The sequence below is a fragment of the Thermonema lapsum genome, assembly GCF_011761635.1.
GTDB classification, from domain to species: domain Bacteria; phylum Bacteroidota; class Bacteroidia; order Cytophagales; family Thermonemataceae; genus Thermonema; species Thermonema lapsum.
The window spans coordinates 168,088-192,072 of record NZ_JAASRN010000002.1 but is presented as its reverse complement, the minus strand read 5'-3'; the positions used below and the strand labels follow the sequence as shown (position 1 = coordinate 192,072).

Below are 23,985 nucleotides of genomic sequence, written 5' to 3'. Positions count from 1 at the left end.
ACATTTATAGCTGTCATCTATTTTTTGATGTAATTAGCATGTGTTATGTATGGACCGCCCGCTTCGGATTACTGGAAAAATGGACGCATAGATCAATGGGAAAAAGGCAATAGTCTGCGTTGGCATCAGGTAGTAGTGCCGGTAAGTTTGGCAGACCCCCTGCCTGCTATTGCAGCTCACCGTCAGCTGGCACTGCTCGGTTTTATGTCCGATGAAGGAGTAAGGCGCAATTTGGGCAGGGTAGGCGCTGCCAAAGGACCTAAAGCCATACGGGCAGCACTTGCTTCTTTGCCTTATCCTTGGGAGGCGGAGCATATAGGCATTTGGGATGCCGGCGATGTTTGTTGTTTGGGTAAATTTTTGGAAGATGCTCAGGAAGACTTGGGAGAAAAGGTAGAACAGCTCTTGGATATGGGAGTGCTTCCGTTAGTATTGGGGGGAGGACACGAAGTGGCATGGGGGCACTTCCAGGGAATAGCAAAGCACATGGCAAAGCAGCAATCGAAGCCATCCATTGCCATTATCAATTTTGATGCACACTTTGATTTGCGGAATTATATCGATATTGGCTCTTCAGGTACTCCTTTTTTGCAGATAGCTCACGAGTGTGAGCGTCGTGGCTGGGACTTTCATTATTTGGTCGTAGGTCTTCAAGCAGCGGGGAATACCCGAGCTTTGTTTGAACGGGCAGAAGAATTGGGGGTTCGCTATGTATTGGCAGAAGCTCTTTATGAACAAGCAATCACGGATTTTTATTCTTTGCTCGATGCTTTCATAGCAGATAAAGATTTTGTTTATATTAGCTGTTGTTTGGATGTATTTTCAGGGGCATTTGCACCGGGTGTGAGTGCTGTCAATGGAATGGGACTGGCACCATGGCATGTGCTGCCTCTGTTGCGGCGTTTGGTGGCTGCCGGTAAACCTTTTTCCTTCGATATTGCCGAGCTGAATCCCAAATATGATATAGACGGGCGCACAGCCAAGCTGGCAGCCCAATTGTTGCATGCGGTAGTAGAAACTATTGCCCGGCAGTAGCTTTCTCTCTGCTTTCTTGCAGTGCCCGGTGGAGTGATTTCACCTCGGGGTGGTTTTTGTCTATGGCTGCGGCGTTTTGGTAGTAGTCTTGTGCTTGTGTTATATTGCCTGCTATCAAAGCACAATGGGCTTTGCATACCCATGCATCGAGGGCATAGACTTGTGTTTCGAGGAGTAAGGAGGCATGTTCCTGCGCTTGTTCGCACATATTCGCTGCTGTTGCCCAGCGCATGGCATCTTTTCTTATTTCATGCTCATGGGGCGCATATTGCAGGGATAGATTAGCCCATTGGCAGGCTGTGGTATAATCTTGCTTCAGACTATAGATGTAGGCTTTTAAATGCAAAGCACCTGGCTCGTGTGGCGCTATTTTTAGCGAAAGGTCTATGTAATGCAGTGCCTTAGCTATGTCTTCTTGTGCAATGGCGCATTCGGCAAGTAGTTCATACACAAGGGCAGAGTCGGCACCTTGTAATTGCAAGGCGTTGAGTAGGGCTTTTTCGGCGGCACTGGCTCGGTTCTGCAACAGCAAAGCCATGCCTTGATATTGATGGGCGAGTCCGTCATCGGGGGAGAGCGCAATGAGTTGCTGACAAACTTTTTCTGCTTCCTGGGCTTTGCCTTCATACAGAAGCGTGAGTGCCAGCTCGTGCCATTGCTCACGGCGTATTTGCTCGAGGGTGTCGGCAGAAAAGTAATGAGTCAGTAGTTTGCCAGCATCGTAAAGACAGGTTTGTAGCACACCTTGATGCTCCTTTTGTTTTTCTTTTTGGGCAACCGGATACCAAAGATAAAGGGCTTGGGAATAGCTGTTGAGTGCCTTGTCGGGTTCTTTTAATGCCAGATAAATCAAAGCTTGGTCATGGAATAGGCTGCCCAGTGTTTGTGGCGTTTGAGCAAGCGGAATAGCTTTTTGTAGATATGCAAGTGCTGCCTCATAGTTTTTGCTCTCATAGAGCATGCGGGCAAGGAGCTGGTATCCTTCTGGGGGCAGCGGCTCCGGCAAAAGGCGCAATACCTTGATGGCTTTTTCACGTTGTTTCAGGCTGTAGAGGCTTTTTGCCCAAAGCACATAATCTTTTTGGGTAAGCAGGTAGGGGGCTTTCTGCTCAACTTTTGACAGCAGTTGAAGCGATTCTTGGGGACGACCGCGCAGGTATTGACAATAAGCCTTGCCCACATAGGTGAGATAGAACTGGGGCGCTTCTTGAATTGCTTGGTTGAAATATCCCAAAGCCTGCTCTGCTTTGTCTTGTTCGAGGGCAAGCATACCCAAGTGAAAAAGCACCTCTTGCCGTAGAGCGGAGGCAGCGGGCAATGCTTCATAGGCATAATCAAGATGCTTGATAGCGGCGCTGTCGATGCCGGCTTGTGCATACAGAATGCCCAGCTGCATGTGTACTTCTGGCGATTCGGCTTGTAGGCGGTACGCCTGAAACAGGGCTTGCTCTGCCTGTGGCAGTGAGTCGAGTGCTGTTTGTACTTCTGCAAGAAACAGCCATGAAGCGAGAGAGTCGGGATAGAGCTGGCTTAGCAGGCGACCTGTGGCATAGGCTTCCTGCAAGCGATTGGTGCGTAGCAGCATGTCGCCTTGTAAAAGAAGGGCATCGAAATGCAGACTGTCGTCTGTTAAGATGGTATTCAGTTTCTTAAAGGCTTTATCCCACTTGCCTTTGACAGAGTAGGTATAGGCTTTGTGTAACAGGCGTTCGGTGGGTTGGGCAAAAACAGATAGCGCCGGGTATAGAAATAGCCAAGCGAAAACAAAAAGTGATACTTTTTTCATGGGGTTTATTCTATGAAATAAATGGGTAGTGTGACTTTCGTTCTATCCCAGATAAGCTCCATATCTACGCCATAGGGGGCTTCTGTGAGCCTGATGGTGAAGGCTTCGTATATCTCTTGTGTTTGAGTTACTTTGGCTTTTACCCGCAGCACATCTTGCGACTTCACTTTCTCGTAATCATAAGCACCCCATAGCCCTAAGGATTTATTGAAGATGATAGTCCACTCGTCGGGATTGGGAATAGTAAAAATGGTATAGGTACCTGCTTTCAGTATTTTGTCTCCTATTTTTACATCCCTTGTAACCGTGATTTCGGTGGCTTCATTGGCGCCTGTCCGCCATACTTGGTTATAGGGTATCAAAGCACCAAATATTTCACGATTGCGTTTAAATGGTTGCCCATAGGTGATTTTGATGTAGGTATCTCCTTTTATGTAGGAGGCAATGGCAATAGGGCTCAATCGCTTCTTGGGGCGGATGACACGGATGCTGTCTTGAAGCAAGTCTATTTGTTGTGCTTGTGCAAAAGCAGGCAGGGCTATAAAAAGCGAGAGTATGACTAGTAATCTTTGCATGATTGATGATGTTTTTTGAACGACTCTGTATTTGCATTATTATAACGACAACATATCCTTTAATTGTTTTTGGTAGTGCTTTAATTCTGCAATCACTTCTGGGATGATTTCTTGTATCTTCTTTATGTGTGGTTTAAGACGCAAGTGAGGATTCAACTGATTGTTAAGGATAAAATTCACTTTTTCCACGTGATAAATAAATTCTTCGTAGCCCAGTATCTGGGCAATGGGTTTCACTTGGTGCACAATCTCGCCTATTTTCCGCGTGAGCTTGCTTGCATAGGCTTTTTTCAATGCTTCATTTTTAAGCTCAAGGTCCGGTATGATGCTGCTCAGTATGGAAAGCAATAGTTCTTCATCATGCTGTGTATATTCGAGTAAGTGCTCAAAAGAAATAAGGCGGGGAAAAGGACGTATCCTTTTTAGGATAGGCGAAAGGCTATGGAAAAACTGACTTTCATTGAAATGCTTTGGGATAATGGCATCGAAAGCCAATCCATGCTCATTTACCTTTTCGCTGGCACTGATAAGAACAACAGCCGGACGCGGTTGGTCTTGTTGCTGAGCAAATAGCTTTTTTAGAAGAGGTTCGACGGTGCCATCACTGAGGTGCCAGTCACAAAGTAGCAATTGATAAGTATTTTTTTCGAGCAATTTGCTGGCTTGTGCTACCGATGTAGCAACATCTACATGTATGCCACGCTTTTCCAATATTTTCTGCAGGTAAAGCGAAATGGCGGGGTTATCTTCTGCCAGAAGCGTCCTAATACCGTGGAAATCTTCCGGTACAGGCGATAGGTCTTCTTCGAGCAGGTTTGCGCTTATCTCTGCCATTTTAAAAGGTAAAAGGACGATAAAGGTGCTGCCTCGTTCCACTTTGCTTTGCACCTGAATGCTGCCGCCCATACGTTCGACCAGCTCTTTGACAATAGCCAAGCCCAAGCCGGTGCCTCCAAACCGTAGGTAAGTGTCATCATGGGCTTGTTTATAGGGCTCGAAGATGGTTTGCAGTTTTTCGGGCGGAATACCTATGCCTGTGTCTTTTATTTCTAATCGTACACGGCAACGCTCAGCGTCTATAGCGTCGAGATAAGCTTCTATGGAAATGCCTCCCTTTTCAGTAAACTTAATGGCATTCCCCGCAAGGTTGTAAAGTATCTGGAGCAGGCGTGCCGAATCGCCGATAACCACCGGCGGAATACTTGCCGACACATAGATACGCAGAAACAGCCCTTTCTCCTGGGTTGCCTTGAGGAGGGATAACTCCAGATGATTAAGTATGTCTTGAATAGAAAAAGGCTGCTGCACCAAGCTGATTTCACCGGCTTCCAATTTCGAATAATCTAAAAAGTCATTCAGCAGCGTTTGCATGTGCAGTGCCGCCCGGTAGATGCTTTTAATATACTCTGTTTGTTTGGCAGAAAGAGGTTCTTCTTGTATCAGCTCGGCAAGCCCTATGATACCTTGAGTAGGGTTGCGCAGCTCATGGGCTATGGCGGCATATAGCCGGTTTTTGAATGCTTGCATCTGCTCCAACTCACGGTTACGCAACTCGAGATTCTCTTTTTCAAGCTTTAGTATTTTCTCATTGGCGAGTAGCAATTCATTGTAAATGCTGGAGTCATGAGCAGATTGCTGCATGTTTTGCAACCATTTAGCATGGTGGCTCAGGTTTTCAACAAGGCACACGTAGCTATATTTACTGCGTCCATAGGGCAAAATGTGTAAATTAGCTACCTCTATTGCCGACAATTGGGCTATGGGTAAATTTACATTAGGAATTGATATCGTTTTGCGTTGCGTGAGGAGGGTATCTTGTAAGCTCAAAAGCAGGGGGATTAGCTCATAGAGATTTGCCGGGGCAAATTGTATGGCTTTAGCCACCAAGTGTTCCGGATGTATTGCTTCAATGCTGCCTGTTTTGGCATGAAACTGAAAGCCCAAATACTGTATTTGTTCCTCTAAGAATTTATTTAAAAACTCTGCTAAAGATGCTTTTGGGGATGACATAAGTACCGAAATATATCAGCAAAATGAGCTTATGGGTAGTTGAATTTTGACTTAAAGATATAAAAACTTTTGTAAGTAGGGCAGGTGGAAAGTGCCATTCATTAGCGAAAAATGCAACTTTCATGGAAAAAATCCATGTCTTCGTCGAATGATTGGCAAGTTCTGTGTAGTAACAATGTATATTTGTAGTGATTTAGTGATGTTTGTAGTCGTGAGACTACAAGTAAAGGGGCTTCTCTATGAGGAGCTCCTTTCTGCTTTTATACTGAATTTGACTAAATTTGGACCACTTTCAAAATACGCGAATCATAAATATGATTTATCCGCACACGATTGAGCAAAAGCTTGGGTTTGATAAACTGAGAAACCGTTTAGAAGAGCTGTGTAGTAGTGAGTTGGGGCGGGAATGGGTAGGTAATATGCGCTTCTCGAATAATTTTCGTTTGGTAGAACGCCTGACCCGCCAAACTGCCGAAATGGTCGAAATACTCAAGTACGAAGTCAGTTTCCCGGTGCAGACCTATGTGGACTTGCGCAGCCCTTTGCGGCATCTGAAAATAGAAGGGGCATTCCTGACGGAGGAAGAACTCTTTGACTTCAAAAAAACTTTTGGCTCTTTGTTGGAAGTGCTGCGCTTCTTTGACAAAACAGCGCCCGACCAATACACCGAACTAAAAAGTCTTTTTGAGCAACTGCATTTAGATGATTATGTGATACGGCGCATAGAACGCATCCTTAACGAGCAAGGTAAGCTGCAGGACCATGCCTCGCCACAGTTGGCAGAAATACGTAAAGAGCTATTGAACTTGCGGCAAAAACTGCGTAAGGAAGCGGAACGAGTCTTTCAGCGGGCTCAAAGCCTTGGATACACCCCCGACGATTCACAACCTACCCTACGCAACGGGCGCATTGTCATTCCCGTGCGGGTAGAGAACAAACGGCAGTTGAAAGGCTTCATTCAAGACGAATCGAATACTGGACAAACTGTCTATATAGAGCCGGCAGAACTGGTAGAAATCAATAATGACATACGCGAGCTGGAGCTTGAAGAAAAGCGGGAAATCATCCGCATTCTGTCAGAAGTGAGCGCTCAAATTAGAGAGCAGTTGCCTGCTTTTCTGCAAGGGCTTGAAGTCATTGCCAAGCTTGACTTCGTGATGGCAAAAGCTAAATTGGCAATAGAGATGGGAGCCACAGCGCCCAACTTCGTTGACCGCCCGCAGCTGGATTGGCAGGAGGCAGTGCATCCGTTGCTTTGGTATGCCCACCGCGAAAACAATAAGCCGGTGGTGCCTTTGTCCATTCGCCTCGATGAAGCGCAGCGCATCATGGTGATATCGGGTCCCAACGCAGGGGGTAAGTCTATAGCTCTGCAGACGGTTGGTCTCTTGCAGTATATGTGGCAATGTGGTTTGCTCATCCCGCTCGGTGAGCATTCTACGGTAGGTTTTTTCGAAGATATTTTTATTGACATAGGCGACGAGCAGTCCATTGAAAACGACCTGAGCACTTACAGCTCGCATCTGAGCAATATGCGCTTTTTCTTGCAGCATGCACGTGAGCGCACCCTGTTTCTTATCGATGAATTTGGGGCGGGCACCGAACCCCAATTGGGAGGCGCCATCGCTGAGGCTATTCTTGAAGCCTTGTATGAGCGGGGCGCATATGGAGTGCTGAATACCCACTATGGCAACCTTAAGCGCTTGGCAGACCGCATGCCCGGTATGGTGAATGCGGCTATGCGTTTTGACTTGGATAAACTCGAGCCCCTCTATCAACTGGTGGTTGGGCAGGCAGGTAGCTCTTATGCCTTCGAAATTGCCCGTAAAATAGGACTGCCCAAAAGTGTATTGCAGCGCGCCAAAGAAAAATTGGGCGATGATGCTTTTACTTACGACAAATTGCTCAAAGAGCTGGCTGAAGAGCGCAAGCGCTACGAGCAGTTGTATCGACAGACGGAAGAGGAAATGCGCCGCTTAAAGCAGCAACAACAAGCATATGAGAAGAAAATGGCAGAGCTGCAGGAAAAACGCAATGAATTCATTCGGCAGGCAAAAAAAGAAGCCAAGCAGTTGCTTGAGGGCGTAAATCGGAAGATAGAGCAGGCAGTACGGGAAATACGCGAACACCAAGCCGAGCAAAACAGAACAAAACAAATACGCCAAGAAATAGAACAGCTCAAAGAAAACTTCAAGGAGGTGGAAGAGCTGCCAACCAACACCACCGAAGACTATGAAGTCATAGGCGGCGAGATTCAAGTGGGTGACTGGGTACGTCTGAAAGATGCCCCCGAAACCATTGGTGAAGTGGTGGAAATCACCGGAAAAGATGCGCGCATCCTCATTGGGCAGCTCACCTCTGAGGTGAAACTCAATCGTTTGGAGCGCATTAGCCGCCGCCAAGCCAAACAGCAAATGAAGCACACCAAAGGGGGCGTACGCTATGAGGAGGCGCTGCATGAGAAATTCAAAAACTTTTCTCATCAGATAGACCTGCGAGGCATGCGGGGCGAAGAAGCCATTCAGCAACTGAGCAGGTGGCTGGATGAAGCCATCTTGGTGGGTGCCAAAGAGCTGCGCATTGTGCATGGCAAGGGCGATGGCATCTTGCGCAAACTGGTGCGCGAGGAGCTGCGCCGCTATCCGCAAGTGCTTTCTTTTGGCGATGAACACATAGAACGTGGTGGCGATGGGGTCACCATCGTGAAAATGGCATAATTTATCGGAACAATTCCCGTTTGCCTATTATAGTTTTTCGTATTTTACACCAAAGTAGTGTAGTTTTGCCCATGAAAAGTGTCATTGTAAACAAACCTGAACAAAAAGAAATACGTGTAGATATAAACCTACCCGCCTCGAAAAGCCTGAGCAACCGCTTGCTGCTGATAGAGGCATTGGCTCAGAAGCAGAAAAAACAAAGCGGCTACACTTTTCATAACCTTTCCACTGCCAACGATACCTTAGTAATGCAGCGCTTGCTGCAAGAAGCCAAAGAGGGGGCTATTTTGGATGTGGAAGATGCCGGCACTGTCATGCGCTTCATGACTGCCTACTGCGCTGTCAATAATTTGTCGGTGATTTTGACGGGTACTTACCGTATGCAAGAGCGTCCTATTGGGGACTTGGTCGATGCCCTTAACCAATTGGGGGCACAAATAGAGTACATGAAGCGCCCAGGATATCCACCTATCAAAATAAGGGGGTTCGTGCAACGTTACCCAAAGGTTACGCTGTCGTCTGGGGTGAGCAGTCAATTCCTGTCGGCTTTGTTGATGGTAGCACCTACCTTGCCACATGGTTTGGAAATCCATATTGAGGGTTTTCTGCGCTCGCGCTCTTATGTAGAGATGACCCTGCGTTTGATGGAATATTTTGGAGTAAAGACCGAATGGAAAGGCGATGTCATTAAAGTAGAGCCACAGGAGTATGCCCTGCGTGATTATACTGTAGAACCCGACTGGTCGGCAGCCGGTTATTGGTATAGCATTGCCGCTTTGGCACCTTTTGCTCATATCACTTTGAACGGGCTTACCGATAACTCATGGCAAGGCGACAGACGATTGGTTGAGCTGATGCGTCCTATGGGCGTATATACTACCTTTACCCCACAAGGGGCAGTACTAACCAAAACCGATGAGTTAGGTGAGCTGGAAATAGATTTTATCGACAATCCAGATTTGGCACAAACCTTCGTTGTTTTGGCTGCTGCCAAAGGCATTGAATTGGAAGCCTATGGTTTGGAGTCGTTGAGAGTGAAAGAGACCGACCGCATCCGTGCCTTGCAAAACGAATTGATGTCTCTGGGCTATTGGCTCGATGAAAAACACAACGGAGAGTGGAAATTGGTCAAGGTATCGAAGCGGAACGCTGGCACAATGCCTGTCTTTGATACCTACAAGGACCACCGTATGGCTATGGCTTTTGCACCGCTGGCATTGAAGCTGGGTAAAGTGAAAATCAACGACCCCGAAGTAGTGAAAAAATCTTATCCCCACTTTTGGGAGGACCTGCAAAAAGCAGGCTTTAAATTGGAATTTACGAACCAATAAAATGGGATTCAGGTTCTTTTAAAAAGAAAGAGCAGATGGTTATGAGAAAAAAAATGTGCAAAAGGTTGTCATCAATACTGCTTTTGCTTTTGTGTGCACCTTTGTTATGGGCACAGGGCAAATTCGAATTCAATAAAGAAATTCACGATTTCGGAAACATAGACGAAGGTACCGTGGCTACTTACGAGTTTGTGTTTACGAACGTAGGCAACCAGCCCATCATTTTGCAGAGCGTATCGGCTTCGTGTGGTTGCACCACGCCTTACTATACCAAAGAGCCAGTATTGCCTGGCAACAAAGGAGTTATCAAGGTAGCTTACAACAGCTTGGGGCGCCCCGGTGCTTTTACCAAGAGCATCACCATCCACAGCAACGCCAGCGAGCCTATCAAAACGCTGCTTATCAAAGGCTATGTGCACCCCAAAACACAAGCCAAAACCAATCCCGATGCCCCAGATTTGCAATTCGACAAAACCGTGTGGCAGGCAGGTAGCCTGCAGGCAGGACAGTCGGTAAAGGGCAGTTTTATCTTACGAAACAATGGAAAGAAAACCTTGGAAATATACCGAGTAAGTACTTCGTGCTCCTGTATTGATTACACCTTAGCTAAAAAGACGATAGAGCCGGGAGAAACAACCGCCATTGAGTTTGTTTACACACCTAAAAAGACTGGTAAACAGGTACAAGATTATATTCAGTTGCAAACCAACGACGGCAAGCAGCCCTTTCATTCCTTGTTAATCATGGCTGAGGTGGTGGGCGATACTCCGCTTAAAGAAAATAAAAGCAACCCATTGGGTTTTTAGTGCTTTTGTGTTTGGGATTGCTGATAAAATAAGCCCGGTGGGAGAAGAAAGAAAACCCACCGGGCTGATTCCATATGGATACCTTATCGTTTGTTTCATGGACGGATACGAGGGGTAGGGGCTGTGCGGTTGCTCTCTGGCTGCTCGTAGCGGGTGAGCCCGCTGAAATCGACAAAGCTGGTAATGAGGTTGTCGAAGGCAGGGCGGATGAATATGGTAATGCCCACAATGACAAAGGACAGCAGCACCGATACTGCCACATTTTTATTCTTTATTTCTTGCAGCTCTTCAATGTCTTTCGTAGCTGTAACATACACGTTCAGACTGATGAGTATGAGCAAGAGCGAGCCGACCAGCGACACTAAATAAAACACAATGAAATAGGCAAAGGCAATGAGCAACATGCCAGCTTTGAGCTTGTTGCTGCTTAGTACCATTACTTTTAGTGCTTGTACCGAAGGTTCTATGCTATTTTGTGTCATAAGGAAAATAGACAATACTAACGCCCCTTTGAAGATGGCTAACGCCAAGTTGCCCTCTTGAATGCTGCGCAAAGAGTCTTGTTTTAAAATGAGTTTGTCCACAATCTTAAGCGCCCAGTAGAGCGTAAGCAAGCCAAAGAGAAGAGATAGAGTCGTTTCGTAAAGAGCGACGAATACAAGTTGCTGGTTCATAACAAAATTGGTTTGAGTTAATACAAGGATGCTTTTTCTATATTGAGTACCGGTCCGTAGTCCCATGCCGAAACGCCGAATGCAGTATGTGCCGGACCTACCGGGTCACACACAATGTATTTTTTTCCCTGAAACTCTACCCAGTCTTGGTAGGGGTTGGGCTCACCTTCAATGCCTAAGAGTAAGTGCCCCGAAACAGTAATATAGACTATCTTATCCCGGAAGCGGCGGTCATGCATGAGCACACTGGCAAAAAGCACAGACTTACTGTCGCAATCGCCCTTGCGTTCGAGCATGATGTGTACGGGCGTGTAAAAATCCCATATGTACTTTCCTTTGTAATAATCGCCTGGGCGTTTGTAGGGTATGTCTTGGCAGAAACGCAACAGCTCTTCTATGTAGTCGGTAAGCGGTGCTTCGGCGCCTACTTTATTTTTTAGTATCACATACAAGGGCTCTGTAAAGCGGTGATAATAATTCAATACTGCGTTGTAATCTGTACAGATGTAGCCGTCTTTATCGTAGCGGAAAAAACCTTTTTTTAGAATCATGTCAGTTTCTTCTTCGTCATAATAATTTTGGAAAAAATCACGAGGTAATCCATAAGCGTTCAGACTGCGGTCCACATCGGCTTGACGCAGCAGCCACTCCCACATATAGAGGTTTTCCATGATGTCTTGGTAGGAAAAGCGAAAATGATACCATGGAGGCTCAGCATCTGATTTGAATACAGTTTGACCTTTTAGCGGGCTGAAGCGAGGTGGTGGAGGGGCTAAGCTTCCTTCTTTTTTGGCATCGGAGCGTGTGCTGCTTTTTTCGCTCTTGTCGAGACGTGAACGGGCATCTTCATCGGGCGGTGCCGGCGGGCGCGACTTCTGTGGGGATGCTTGTTCTTTACTCGTTTCTAAGGACTTGTCTTCATTTTCTTTATTTGATTCCGTGTCTTTGAGAATGAAATCTTCTTCCTTTACTACCTCTTCTTCTTGTGAAGCGCTTTGTTGATTTATGTTCATCACTTCCTCTCTGAGGTAGTCTTCATAGTAAACAGCGACTATGCCTGCAGCGATAACTAAACCAAAGAGTGTGAGCGTGAGAATCAAGGTCCATTTGAAAAAACTGAATATTGCCTTAAATAGCCCCATAAAGCCTTAAAGTTTTTACGACTAAGACAAGTATATCAAAAAATAGGTAGAATTTCATCATGGCACAAAGAAAATCGGCAAAAAACTACTTAAGATTTGTTGGATACAGGCTTCTTAGCATCTTAAGCGTGGGAGGAGTTTGCAAAAAAATAGGCAGCATAGCCTTCGCTTGCTGCCTGCACAATGAAAGATAACTTTTACTTTTGGGCATCAATAGCGGAATTGTACGCGATAGGGCACGCCTTCTGGAGTGATGATGTCCATGACAATGCCGCCAGCAACGCGCTCAATTACCTTTTCTACTTCTTCGGGCTTTTCTATTTCTATGTTGTTGATGCGCACAATGATGGTACCTTCTTTTAGTCCCAAATGGTAGAATAGACCTCCTTGAAGTTCTTTAATCTTCACGCCGTTGGGAATACCGTAACGTTTTCTTTCAAGAGAGGGGATAGCTTCAAAAACTGCTTTCAGTTTGGTGGATTGATAAACATAAGGTTTGTAAACCGTAGGCTTGCCGTCTATATTGACCAACTGGGTGCTTTTCTCATAGCGTTGGTTACCGCGGCGGAAATACAGTTTCACTTGGTCGCCCGGCGACAGCAGGTTGATGGTCTCTTCGTAGTCTGCCAAGCTACGAATGGGGGTATCGTTTATTTGCGTGATGATGTCGCCTACTTCCAAGCCTATACTTTCAGCGGGAGTGCCTTTCCATACATCTACCACTGCTGCTCCTTCGGTATGCTTTAAATTCAGTTTCTTTACCAGCTCGGGGGTGATTTCTTCAGCCTCTACGCCCAATACTGCCTTTTGTACGATGCCGTAGCGCCGCAGGTCTTCATACACTCGTTTGGCAATATCGGAAGGGACTGCAAAACCATAACCCACATAAGAGCCGTGTTTCGACAAGATGGCAGTATTGACCCCGATGAGCTCACCACGCAGATTTACCAAAGCGCCCCCACTGTTGCCCGGGTTGATGGGAGCATCTGTTTGTATGAACGATTCAATAGGGAATTGCCCTTTGTTGAGGTGTAAACGCCGCCCTTTGGCACTGACAATGCCCGCAGTAACCGTAGAGGTCAAATTGAAAGGGTTGCCCACGGCAAGTACCCATTCGCCTATTTGTACTTCGGAGGAGCGCCCCCAGCGAATAGCCGGTAGGTTTTGGGCTTCTACTTTCAATACTGCCAAGTCGGTAGAGGCGTCGGTGCCCACCAGACGTGCTACGTAACTATTTTTGCCATGGATGACTTCAATGCGTTGCGCATCGTCTATTACATGGTTGTTGGTCAGAATATAGCCATCGGGCGAAACGATGATGCCCGAGCCCGAGCTCAGCTCTATGTTGCTTTGCCCGCCATAACCGAAAAACCAATCCCAATAATCGACCGCTTGCCGTCCTTCGTAGTAGGTTTTGATATAAACAACCGACGGAGTAGCCAGAGCCGAAGCTTGCACGAAAGCATCGTCTTTGAGCGGCAGGCTGCTTTGTCCGTTGCTGTCGTAGCGTGCTTGGTAAACAACCGTCTGTGTGGGGTTGGTTGCTGTATTACTTTCCACCAAGTTTTGTGCAGGGGTGAAAAAATAATGAGTATAAAGGAAGCTGCCGCCCATGCCGGCAAGCAACGCAATGGCGATATTTCCAATGACTTTTTTCATGTTTGAACCAGAGTTAAGAGTTCCTTTACAAAAGTACAATTTTATTTACAGAGTTCCTTGGCAGAGCCAATCGACCTCTTAGTCGAGTGTGTGGTGCTACTTGTCGAAACAAATAAACCCCTGAATGTTAAGCTTTTGTTAAAAAGTAAAAATAGCCTTACTTTTTTGCCTATCAGGGAATAAATTTGCAGAGACGAAAAGTATGAAAACATGAACAAACCATTAGGCTTAATACTTATCCTCACACTGATTGCATGTACATGGAGTTATGCGCAGCTTTCGCTCAGCAACAGCGTACCGGCGCAGACGATTACCTTCGATGCTACGCTGAGTGGTGTAAATAATGGGCAATTTAGCGGCAGTGGTTTTAGTCCGACACCGGCTAGCGGGCAGCTTGATTCCGACGCTTGGGCAGTCAAATCAAATAGTACAAGCCTCAATTTTGGAGGCACTGCAACGACTGGAACCTTTGCCCGGGGCACAAGCAACGGTGGCGTAGGAACTGGTGGGATTTATGCCTTTCAAACTGCACCAGGCGATTATTGTTTGGGCGTGCAGCCCACAGGGAGTGAGTTTAAACCCGGTTCTTTTACCCTGCGCATTCAGAACACAGGTAGCACCCCTATCATAGAGTTGAGCATAGCCTATGAAATTAAAGTCTATAATGACCAATCGAGGGTAAATTCTTTCAATTTTGCACACTCGGCAGATGATGTAACTTACACACAAGTATCCGCTTTAAACTACGTCTCGCCGGGAACAGAAGATGAAGTGCCTGCATGGCAGACCGTCATGCGCAGCACCACCCTCAGCGGACTGAATATAGCACCGGGGGCTTATTATTACCTGCGCTGGACAGTGAATGATGTTAGCGGTTCTGGCAACCGCGACGAATTCGGCTTGGACGACATCAGTGTATCGGCGCTCTTCTTCGGACCAGAAATAGACGTACGTGGCAACGGCATCAGCATTGCCTCGGGTGATGCCACCCCCTCCACTGCCGACAATACCAATTTTGGTGCTGTGGAGGCTGGTTTTGGCAGCAAAACTCTCACCTTCACTATTCACAATACCGGTAGTATGGATTTGAATTTGACCGGCTCACCTTTGGTGAGTATTAGCGGACCTCATGCATCAGACTTTTCTGTGGCTGCGCTGCCTTCCACAACCATTGCGCCCGGCAGCAGCACCTCTTTTCAGATTACCTTTACGCCCTCGGCTTCGGGCACACGCAGCGCTACCATAAGCATTGCCAATGATGACCCCGATGAGAACCCTTATACGTTTGCCATACAGGGAACCGGCAGCAGTTATTCCACTCAATCCGACATCATTGCTGACCCTGCTTTTACTTATCCGGTCAACATTCCTTACATAAATTATCAGGCAACGGATATCACGGCGGCAGGCATCGGCACCAATGCCATTGAAATCGCGCGTTTCGTGATTCGTGATGGAGGGGGCAGCGCCGACAACGACAATCAACCTACCATCTTGCAGAGCATCAACTTCGCAGTGCAGGGCTGTGCATCTATTCGTCGTATGGCGATTTATGATGGCAATACCGAAATTGCCGAAATAACCCCCTCTTGTAATTTTGCTAATTTTAGCGGCTTGAATCTGACCGCTCCGGACAATGGCAGCAAGACTTTTCGTGTAATCGTGAGTTTTAGCACTACGGTAACCGATAACCAACAAATACGCTTGACGGTGCTTTCGGCAACGGCAGCGTCTAATTCCTCGCTCTTTGCTGCCGGGAATGCAGGGGGCGCTCAAACTTCTATTGCCGGCGACAACAACCGCATAGAGGTGGTGGCAACAGCATTGTTTTTTGCGCAGCAGCCTTCCAATACAGGCATCGAAGATGTGATGACGCCTTATGTGCAAGTGCGTGCCCAGGATGTGTATGGCAATGTGGACTTGGATTACACAGGCAACATTACGCTGAACTCTACGGGCAGCATGTCGCCCGCTCCTCAAATAGTAGCTGCAAACAATGGGGTGGCTGTTTTCAACAACATCGTGCATACACTGCCGGGTACGGGGCTTACATTGCAGGCAACAGCAGCGGGCTTGAGTGCCGCCAATAGTGCAGCCTTCAACATTTACAACCAAACCATACTGCAGCCCGGTGATTTGATGATTGTAGGCTACGATAATTCTATAAGCAACGCTCCAACTGACCGTCTATCTATAGTGACTTTGGTGGACATCCTACCCGGTACCTCTTTTGTACTTGCCAATGCCGTGTATGAAATAGGCGACCCTGCAAATGTGCGCTCGGGACGCTGGTTCGATTGCAACGGCACTGCCGGAAGCAATATCTCAACTTACCGTATTACCTATAATGGTGCTTCTACCTTGTCTGCTGGCTCAGTAATTTGTATGGATTTGCCGAATAATGGTTATGCGACAAACTTCAGCATCAACGGGGCTTCTACGAGTGCCTTTACAGTTTCTTCCATAAATGGAGGATGTGGCAATATGCCTCTTTATGTCAATATCTCTACTAGTAACTCCGACGCAATTTTCCTGATGCAAGGAACGTGGGTTTGTCATGGGAGTTATTATACCTTCAATGGGCGGGTGCTTTCGGGCATTCAGGCGGGAGGCAACTGGTACAGCATAAGCGACGACTTGAGTAACCTGCCCAATGGCAGTGCCAAGCGCCGATCGCGTATTCCGCCTGCTATTGAATGTTTTGCCATTCAAAGTATTGGCATTCCTATCAATTATTATGGCTATTATAGTGGACCTACCACCGGCAACCAGCCTGATTTGATAGCTGCCATCTTGGACTATGCGACCAACTGGACTCAAGGTAATGGCACTAGTAATGATGATATCTCTTCTTCCGTATGTGGAAATATTTTTACAGTAACCGGACCCGGCACCGACGGTTTGTGGACTGGTGCATATGACAGCAATTGGTTTAACTGTCGTAATTGGCAAACGCGGCGCGTACCGGATGAAACCGTAGATGTAACTGTGAGTGCTTCGGCACCCCATGATTTAGTTATCAGTGCTGCCGCTACTTATTCCGACATTTATGCCGATACAGCACGTTGCCGCAATTTGAACATCACTTCAAGGGCTGTACGTCTTGAGGGGGCGCCTGCCAACGTTTTGCGGGTATATGGAAACATAACGATTGGTACTGGGGGGCGCTTGGATATGAACGACGGTATTGCCGGCACTCCGGATGGCACTCTGTTACTTGCCGGCAATTGGAACAACCAAGCAGGGGCTACCGCTTTTGATGCAGGTGAGGGCAGTGTTTACTGGCAAGGCAATGCGCCACAGCAGCTATACAGCACAGCTGGTAGTGAAAGCTTCTATAAAGTGTATGTAGATAACCCTGCGGGCTTATTGCTCAATAGCACCAATTTGCGGGTAACACAATCGATGGTATTCCAAAATGGAGTGATTCATGCCAATCAGGACCGCACGTCCACTACTTATAGTCCTCGGGTAGAGTTTGCCGACAATGCACTGGCTGTTGGCGCCAAAGATAACAGCCACGTGGCAGGCTGGGTACGTAAAGAAGGCGACGACTCCTTCACTTTTCCCGTAGGAGATGGCGGCTACTATGCCCCCTTGAGTATATCTGCACCTGGAGCAACTACTGACCACTTCACCGCTCTGTATCGTCATGAATCGCCGGCACCTTATTATGACATCAATCAGAAAGTGCCTACATTGGACCACGTGAGCAATTGTGAGTTCTGGATGCTTGAACGTACGGCGGGGACTTCTGCCGTTGAGGTAACGCTTTCTTACGAAGATACACGCAGCTGTGGCATTACGCCGGGGAAAGAAACAGACTTGCGCGTAGCACACTGGACTGGCTCACAATGGTTCGATGAAGGAGGCAGTGTGAACACCACAAGTCGTACGGTAACTACCGCTTCGCAGGTGGCTTCTTTCAGCCCCTTCACCTTAGCCTCTACTTCCTCTTTCAATCCTTTGCCGGTTGAGTGGGTACGCTTCGATGCTTATCGCGAGCAAAGTGCAGCTGTATTGGAGTGGGAAGTGGGTAAAGTAGAAGACCTGCGCATGTTTGCTGTCGAGAAATCGGTAGGCGATGCCCTGCATTTTGAAACGATGGGGCATGTGGAGGCTAAAGCAGGGGTGTCGCAGTATCATTGGATAGATGCCGATTTGGGTGCAGGCGCTTATTACCGCATAGTGGCTATTGCCGCCGACGGCAGCACCAAATACACTCCCATACGCTACGTGGAAGGCAAGGCTGTGGCTTGGGCTGTATATCCCAACCCTCTGCCACGGGGTGTTAAGCTGAATATAAAAGGCATGCCTGCCAACGCCGTTGTCTCTTTGCGCTTACTAAACGCTTACGGACAGCTGATGGGTGAGTGGCGAGGTTTTGCCCAAAGTGTGGAAACAAGCATGCAAAATGTTTTAAATTCGTTGCCTGCTGGCACTTACATTTTGCTGCTGCAAGAAGGAATGCAGCAACATAGCCTAAAACTAATCAAAGAATAAGGCAAGCCATGAGCGGCAATAGGAAGCCCTTACTATGCAGTAAGGGCTTTTTCTTTGTCATACGCTTTTAGAAAATTGGCTTGGTTTTACACAGTGATGGATGCCTTATAGCAATGAAGGCTGCCTTTAGGGCTTTTATCTGGCTTGTAACAAGTGCTGGTTTTGTGGTACGAGGCGCTCTATTTATCGTAGTGCTTTTTTGGGTACTCAAAAAACAAAAATTGCCCGCTGTCTTCTTGTATATCTTCCCAGCGTTTTACTCTGAATTGCACTGCCCAAATGCCACAAGTGGGTAGGTTTTGCAGGTGCACATTTTGTGTAAGCAGATTAGCAAAATCGGTCAATGCAGGATTGTGCCCTATGAGAGCCATAGCGTTGATTTTAGCTTCTTGGCGAGTAACAATGCTAAACAAATCAGCAAGTTGGGCATCATAGACCGAATCGTCGAAGTGCAGGGCTGTAAGGGGAAGGTTCATGGCGTCGGCAAGTAGTTCGGCGGTCTGGCGGGCACGTATTGCCGGACTGCTTACGATTACTTCTGGTACATGTTTGTTTTTTTTCAACCACTTGCCCATAAATTTGGCATCGCGCATCCCTCTTTTTTTCAGAGGGCGCTGAAAGTCGGGCAAAAGAGGCTCTTCCCAAGAAGACTTTGCATGACGGATAATGTACAGATACTTCATAGGGCGAAGCGACTATTGTTTGATAAGTTTAAGAATGTGTTGTTGTTCGTTGTTCAGCACCAGCTTTAAGACGTACATCCCTGGCGGCAGATGGCTTATATCAAGTCGATTGCCTTGAAGAGGGCAGTGGAGTACCCTGCCTTGCAGGTCGCTTAGCTGGTAAGTGCGTATGGGCGCTTGAAGCCCCTCTATGCTTACCTGTTCGGTGGCAGGGTTGGGATGTAACCGCAGTGTAGCAGGGGGGGGCGCAGGCAATGAAGTTACAGGATTGGGCGAAAATACCGGACGAATAAAGAGACTGCCCCGTATATCCGGGTTTTGCTCCCATACACCGAACACATTGGCAAAAATATGCTCTCGACTATCCAAGTGTTTGTCAAAGGCTATCGCCAAAAAATCATCGGTGGTTTGTTGTATGCCCACGTAAAAAGTATCACTGACTATCACTGTTGCGTGAATATCTACGGGAAAGCGGACTACCTGTCCATACTGCGAAGGGTATGTTATGGGATAGGCTTTTTGAAAAAGCATATTATCTTCGGTGCCGGGCTTGCGCAGCCTTTTAGCTATCCAAAGCACAAAGCTTTGCCCTGTCAGGCTTTTTTTGTAGGGCACAAACAAAATATCGACGGCTGTGAGTTGAGCCTGCAAGCCATCGGGCAGCACAAAGCGAACGCCCAATTTGCCAAAACGCTGATTGATGCCTGCCACATATTCAAAGCTGCCGTCATCATAGGCATAGTAATCCGCTAGTACGGTTTTGCCACAGATGGTGTCATTGACGCGCAGGTCATAGGGAGGAATACTCGTGTTATCGTCGCTGGTGTTCACCTCAAAACAATAGCGTACTGTAGTGGGGGTGGCAGGGGGTGTAAAAAGAGTTGGGGTAGCTTCCAAACGGAAGTCGTCGCCGGGAAAAATAAGCGGCGCATTAGGCGCTATTGCCGTTACAGGCAGCGAAAGCAGCACATTGTTTTGGCTGTCATACACGCGGCATTGGTAGCTTAGTGCTCGAAAGTTGTTGTCCAGATTACGCAAACGGGTGCCTATTTTGGAGGCGGTGGCAAAGCTACTATTTAGGTGGTGCAGGGGAATAGCGCTGAAGTCGGAAAAATAGCGCAGGGGAGAGTTGATAGTAGTGATGTCGCGGTAGTACACGTCGCTGGCATTGCGTCCGCTGTTCAGATATATGTAATCGAGGTGCCAGTGGTCGAAGGTGCCTGTGAGTCTGCCGTAGCGGATGAATTGAAAGCGAAAGTTAGCGTGCAGAAAATGGCTTTGGTCAATGGCTATCAGGGTTTGTGTGAAGGTGGTGGTATCGATATTTTCACCGGTTTGCCGCCATACTTCTTGCCAGTTGCCGCTATTGTCCATGAACTGCAATACTATAAAGTCTTCTGGGTCAGGAGCTTCACCCAAGCCCCCTGCTTGCCAGAAGAAGCTGAGGTATAACCCGCTGCCGGCGTTGTAGCTGCTTAGGTCGATGGCAAGGCTTTGCAGGGTATCGGAGTAGCCTTTAAGGGTAGGAGCACTTATGTTATAGGTGGAGCCGTCGTTGCGGAAGGCATCGAGGGTAGCTACCCCTTTGCTTGGTGGGGCTATGCTCAAGTGGTTGTTTACCAGCACGTGTGGGGCAACCCAGTGTTGCCCATCGGCTTGTGGGCGATAATCATAATACGAGAAGTCGTCCCAGAAAGGGAGAGACAATACCATCTTGGCGGCGGTAGGCGGCTTGTTGGTGGCATGGTGGTAGGGTACCACTACCCATTGGGCAAATAGCCGTGAACCACATAAACAGGCACAAAGCAAAAGGCTCAAACGGAGCATAAGCGTAGAGTCAAATAAAGTGGATTTTGAAGTAAATACTGTCAATGAAGATAAAGTAAAGTGGCAGCACACTCTACATCACGAAAAGAAAAGGTGCCATTGAGCTGTCAGTGGCACCTTTGTCGGCGGCAAACATACGGCATCAGTCGGGTTTGTCATGGAAGAACTTATTGTTTCCCAAAATCTGATTGTTCTCGTCCAAATTATACCGGGAAATATTCTTCTTGGAAGCTGGTGGTGTTTCTTTTAAGGGTATATTAAAGCGTAGATATGCCGGAGTATCTAACTTCTCGGAGATATCTTCTGAGGTGTTCCCTTCTAAGTTGCTTAGTTCCTTTAATTTGCGATATCGTTCCAGGCGTTCTTTCATTTCACGGGAATAGCGTTCTTGTTTGGCTTGCCGCTCTTGCTCTCGACGCAGCTCTTCATCGTATCCATCTTCTTCGTCTTCTATGGGAAGCTCATCCAAGCTGTGCACAATCTTTTCTCCCTCTTTGGGTACAGGCTTTTGTTCGACAGCGGGCGAGTTTTCTTGCCCTTTGTTCTCTACATGCACCTCCGGTTCTGCCTTGGCAGCCTGCTCCTTAGTAGCAGAGGAATCGAAATTGCTGAGGATAAAAGTGCGCGTTTCTTTGGTCTGCTCTACGATATCTTGCTCATTAACAGTGCCTATGATTTTCCCAGTTTCTAAGTCAACGATTTTTTTTTGCTCTTCGGCTTCTTGCTGTGATGGGTTTTCTTCCTTACCGAAGCCGGTGGCAACGATGGTTACGCGCAGGCTATCACCCAAGCTGGGGTCTATGCCCGTACCAAAGATGTTGTATTCGACTTGGTCGCCCACCATCTCTTCTACGTAGCGGGTGATTTCGTCGAACTCGTCCATGCGCAGTTCGTTTTTATCGCCCGACATCACCGAAAGCAAAATGCGCTTGGCACCGCGAATGTCTTTGTTGTCCAAGAGGGGGGAAGTGAGCGCCTGCGCTACGGCTTTCAGTGCGCGGTCTTTGCCTTCGGCTTTGGCTGAGCCCATCACCGCAGTACCCGCGTTGCGCATGACAGTTTTCACATCCTCAAAGTCTATGTTGATATAGAGGTGTGTGGTGATGAGTTCGGCAATGCTTTTGGCGGCTGTCGCCAATATGTTGTCGGCTTGGGCGTAAGCTTCCGAGATGGGCAAGTTGCCATATATTTCGCGCAGTTTGTCGTTGGAAATGACCAGCACGGTATCACAATATTTTTTTAGCTCGGCAATGCCGGCAGCGGCGCGCTCGCGCTTCACACGTCCTTCAAAAGAGAAGGGGAAAGTAACGATGGCTACAGTCAGAATATCTAAATCACGGGCTATTTGAGCAATGACAGGCGCGGCACCTGTACCAGTACCTCCACCCATGCCTGCGGTGATAAATACCATTTTGGTGCCGTCGCTGAGCAAATCTCTGATTTCTTCTTTGCTTTCAAGTGCTGCTTCACGCCCGCGTTCGGGGTTTGCACCTGCCCCTAGCCCTTCGGTGAGGTGGCTGCCTATTTGCAATTTGGTGGGAATGGGGCTTGCCTGCAATGACTGTTTGTCTGTATTGCAAATGACGAATTCTACATCTTTAATGCCCCGGTTATACATGTGATTGACGGCATTGCAACCACCGCCCCCCACACCAATCACCTTTATGATTGACTTCTCTTGTCCGCCTATATTAAACTTGTATGACATAGTTGAACCCTCTGCTTTAATTAAGTAACTACGCACGACAACCAGCAAAAGTTAAGATTTTTTGCCGGATTTAAAAATGTAATTTCGAATTAAGGTGCTTGTTTTGCTCAACATGCTTTGTCGTTCCGATGTAGGGCTTGCTTGCGATGCTCTTGTGTTGCTTTCTTTTCAAGAAAAGCCATAGAAAAGTGGCTGTTTAGAAAGTGTCATTTTCATCGAAGTCATCCAAAAGTAAGCCCTTGGTTTTTTCTAACAACTTCTTAAAGAAATCATTGCTTTTCTTCTTACTGCTGCTTTCTTCCTTTTTGTTGCTTGTACGCAGGCTATTTTTATCATGAGCTTGTGAGTAGAGTTGATAGCTCTCCTCGCGGTAGTCGAGGGCTTGGAAGCTGGCAAGTACTAAGCCCACAGTAGTGGCATACATGGGATTCTTTACTAGTTCTATATTGTGTTTGCTCAGGTGTTCGGTTGGATAACCTACACGTACCTCCATGCCTGTGAGGTAAGTAAACAACTCGGAACAGTATGCCAGCATGGAGCCGCCTCCGGTAATCACAATGCCGGCAGGCAGGTGTTCAAAGCCGGATTTTAGTATTTGTTGATGCACCAAAGCAATAATTTCGCTCATGCGCGCTTCGATGATGAGTGCCAGATTTTTCACTGAAATCTCTTTGGGGGCGCGGTTGCGAATGCCGGGAATCGATACTACCTCGTTTTCGCTGGCTTCTTCCGAGATGGCTTTGCCGAAGCGTATCTTCAACAACTCGGCTTGGTTTCGCATTACATTGCAGCCTTGGCGAATGTCTTCGGTAATGATGGCTCCACCAAAAGGAATCACGGCTGTATGGCGGATGATGCCGTCATAAAAAACGGCGAGGTCGGTAGTGCCCCCACCGATATCGACCAAAGCCACGCCCGCTTCTTTTTCCTCGTCAGCAAGCACCGCCATGCTTGAGGCCACTGGTTCCAAGATGAGGTTTTCTATTTCAAGTCCGGCTTTTTGTACGCAGCGCCGTATGTTGTTGATGGCAGTAGTTTGTGCCGTAATGATGTGAAAGTTGGCTTCGAGTTTCACTCCCGACATACCTACGGGCTCTTTGATGCCCACCTCGTGGTCTACGATAAAATCTTGTGGCATGACATGAATGATTTCGGTGCCGGGAGGCGTGGGAATCTTGTACATGTCATTGATAAGACGGTTGACGTCTTCTGCCGAGATTTCGTCTTGGGTGGATTCTCGGGTGATGCTGCCGCGCTGTCGAATGCTTTTGATGTGCTGCCCGGCAATGCCCACATTCACAACGCGGATGTTGATGCCCGATTGCTTCTCTGCTTCTTGGATGGCTTGGGTAATGGCATAGACGGTCTTGTCTATGTTGGCAACAAAACCACGGATGACGCCTTCGGAAGGCGCTTTGCCCATACCCAAGATTTCTACTTTGCCGTACTTGTCTTTGCGCCCAACCAGCGCGCATATTTTAGTACTTCCGATGTCTAAGCCTACAACGATTTTATCTTTTGACATAATG

General features: G+C 47.4%; 15 protein-coding genes. 5 read left to right on the top strand and 10 right to left on the bottom strand.

All coding sequences use genetic code 11. The features are described from left to right. The first annotated feature begins 45 nt into the window (after positions 1–45). A complete protein-coding gene (hutG, locus tag FHS56_RS06155) occupies positions 46–1,035 on the top strand; it encodes a formimidoylglutamase (RefSeq protein WP_166919028.1) in 990 nt (329 codons plus the stop codon). On the opposite strand, the gene FHS56_RS06150 is transcribed toward hutG, so the two are convergent. Genes FHS56_RS06150 through FHS56_RS06140 form a run of 3 tightly spaced genes read right to left on the bottom strand, consistent with a single transcriptional unit; the run spans position 1,019 to position 5,406 of the window. Next, positions 1,019–2,821 (bottom strand): tetratricopeptide repeat protein, encoded by a 1,803-nt coding sequence (locus FHS56_RS06150; protein WP_166919027.1) that lies wholly within the window; start codon positions 2,819–2,821, stop codon positions 1,019–1,021. The genes hutG and FHS56_RS06150 overlap by 17 nt on opposite strands. A gap of 5 nt (positions 2,822–2,826) precedes the next feature. After that, positions 2,827–3,396: a DUF2911 domain-containing protein gene (locus FHS56_RS06145; RefSeq protein ID WP_166919026.1), complete on the bottom strand. Its 570-nt coding sequence runs from the start codon at positions 3,394–3,396 to the stop codon at positions 2,827–2,829. A 39-nt stretch (positions 3,397–3,435) separates the two neighbouring features. Then, the gene (locus FHS56_RS06140) at positions 3,436–5,406 is read right to left on the bottom strand and encodes a hybrid sensor histidine kinase/response regulator (RefSeq protein ID WP_166919025.1); all 1,971 of its coding nucleotides are present in this window, start codon (positions 5,404–5,406) and stop codon (positions 3,436–3,438) included. 314 nt (positions 5,407–5,720) lie between these two features. On the opposite strand from FHS56_RS06140, the gene FHS56_RS06135 reads away from it, so the two are divergent. The 3 genes from FHS56_RS06135 to FHS56_RS06125 all read left to right on the top strand — a co-directional run bounded on the left by FHS56_RS06135 (position 5,721) and on the right by FHS56_RS06125 (position 10,260). Then, entirely contained in the window at positions 5,721–8,123 is a 2,403-nt protein-coding gene (locus FHS56_RS06135; protein WP_166919024.1) for an endonuclease MutS2, read from the top strand. 71 nt (positions 8,124–8,194) lie between these two features. Further along, positions 8,195–9,454, top strand: a complete 1,260-nt coding sequence (locus tag FHS56_RS06130; RefSeq protein ID WP_166919023.1) for a 3-phosphoshikimate 1-carboxyvinyltransferase — start codon at positions 8,195–8,197, stop codon at positions 9,452–9,454. Between the two features lie 65 nt (positions 9,455–9,519). After that, the gene (locus FHS56_RS06125; RefSeq protein ID WP_243844167.1) at positions 9,520–10,260 is read left to right on the top strand and encodes a DUF1573 domain-containing protein; all 741 of its coding nucleotides are present in this window, start codon (positions 9,520–9,522) and stop codon (positions 10,258–10,260) included. Positions 10,261–10,355: 95 nt separating this feature from the next. Here the strand turns inward: FHS56_RS06125 and FHS56_RS06120 are convergent, their stop codons facing one another. The 3 genes from FHS56_RS06120 to FHS56_RS06110 form a co-directional block, all read right to left on the bottom strand. Next, positions 10,356–10,934, bottom strand: a complete 579-nt coding sequence (locus FHS56_RS06120; RefSeq protein WP_166919021.1) for a DUF350 domain-containing protein — start codon at positions 10,932–10,934, stop codon at positions 10,356–10,358. A 17-nt stretch (positions 10,935–10,951) separates the two neighbouring features. Beyond that, positions 10,952–12,076, bottom strand: coding sequence for a hypothetical protein (locus FHS56_RS06115; protein ID WP_166919020.1), 1,125 nt, complete (start codon positions 12,074–12,076; stop codon positions 10,952–10,954). 210 nt (positions 12,077–12,286) lie between these two features. Then, entirely contained in the window at positions 12,287–13,735 is a 1,449-nt protein-coding gene (locus FHS56_RS06110) for a trypsin-like peptidase domain-containing protein (RefSeq protein WP_166919019.1), read from the bottom strand. A 210-nt stretch (positions 13,736–13,945) separates the two neighbouring features. On the opposite strand from FHS56_RS06110, the gene FHS56_RS06105 reads away from it, so the two are divergent. After that, positions 13,946–18,238, top strand: coding sequence for a choice-of-anchor D domain-containing protein (locus tag FHS56_RS06105; protein ID WP_166919018.1), 4,293 nt, complete (start codon positions 13,946–13,948; stop codon positions 18,236–18,238). 179 nt (positions 18,239–18,417) lie between these two features. On the opposite strand, the gene FHS56_RS06100 is transcribed toward FHS56_RS06105, so the two are convergent. From FHS56_RS06100 to ftsA, 4 genes are all read right to left on the bottom strand, one after another. Continuing rightward, a complete protein-coding gene (locus tag FHS56_RS06100) occupies positions 18,418–18,921 on the bottom strand; it encodes a SixA phosphatase family protein (protein ID WP_166919017.1) in 504 nt (167 codons plus the stop codon). A gap of 12 nt (positions 18,922–18,933) precedes the next feature. Further along, a complete protein-coding gene (locus tag FHS56_RS06095; protein WP_166919016.1) occupies positions 18,934–20,748 on the bottom strand; it encodes a T9SS type A sorting domain-containing protein in 1,815 nt (604 codons plus the stop codon). A 142-nt stretch (positions 20,749–20,890) separates the two neighbouring features. Next, positions 20,891–22,456: a cell division protein FtsZ gene (gene ftsZ / locus FHS56_RS06090; protein WP_166919015.1), complete on the bottom strand. Its 1,566-nt coding sequence runs from the start codon at positions 22,454–22,456 to the stop codon at positions 20,891–20,893. Positions 22,457–22,652: 196 nt separating this feature from the next. Beyond that, positions 22,653–23,981, bottom strand: a complete 1,329-nt coding sequence (ftsA, locus tag FHS56_RS06085) for a cell division protein FtsA (RefSeq protein WP_166919014.1) — start codon at positions 23,979–23,981, stop codon at positions 22,653–22,655. Positions 23,982–23,985: the final 4 nt, after the last annotated feature.